This is a genomic window from Mesocryomonas lacus, assembly GCF_055730135.2.
Genome location: NZ_JBUZWE020000053.1, coordinates 1 through 820 on the forward strand (window position 1 = coordinate 1; position 820 = coordinate 820).

At 55.4% G+C, this 820-nt stretch carries 1 protein-coding gene; it reads left to right on the plus strand.

Going from position 1 to position 820, the window contains the following annotated elements; translation table 11 throughout:
• Positions 1-820, plus strand: an 820-nt coding sequence (locus tag ACZLZY_RS24890) for a HAMP domain-containing protein (RefSeq protein ID WP_472936643.1), incomplete at both ends; no start/stop codon positions are given.

The window sequence follows — 820 nt, forward strand, 5'->3', positions numbered from 1 at the left end:
GAAGCACCGCGCATCTTTCGATGCTCATATTGCCAATTACGCAGATGCTGCGTCCAATATACCGAACGCCAAACTATCCGCGGAGAAAGCTGTGGCAGCAACCGCAAGCTGGCAGCGCGAAATCGTAGAAAAATCGATCTCAATGGCGAAAGAGCCAAGCACTCTCGGTGCCTCTCGACAGCTAGCGCTTTCTGATGCAGCTAGCGCTTTCATCGATCCCTCTGAAGAAGCTGTCGATGCGTTGGCCGCGCTTACGAAAAGTCAGGCGGAGATCAACGCGACTGAGCAGCAGAGGGCTTACGGCGATAGCGTATTCACGCTTGAGGTAGGTATCGCGCTACTGGTCCTTACGTCCCTCGGCATGGCGACCCTACTGTCGCGGGGCATTGCCGCCCCTATCGTTCTGCTGCGTGGAGCGATGGAAAAGCTCGCTAAAGGCGATCGAACAGTCGAGGTTCCAGCCACTGGACGAAAAGATGAAGTTGGAGCGATGGCGTCTACCGTACTGACCTTTAAGCAGGCAGCCATAGAGCAAGTACGTTTGGAAGAGGAAGCTGTTGCAAACCGTTCCGCTCAGGAGGCTCAGCGCGACCGTCATTCGCTCGTCGAAGCCGCAAAAGCCGATGGTCTGAAGCAGTTTGTTTTTGCAGTTGAAGATGGCTTCAACGGATTGTCTGCTGGTGATCTAACCACCCGAATGGATGGCGTCGTTGCGGCCGAGTTCGAACCAATCCGCTTGAAGTTTAATGAGAGCATCGCAGCCCTTGAGGAAACCATCGGCGCTGTCGTTTCCGGGGTCAGCGCTATGCGCACCGGCCTT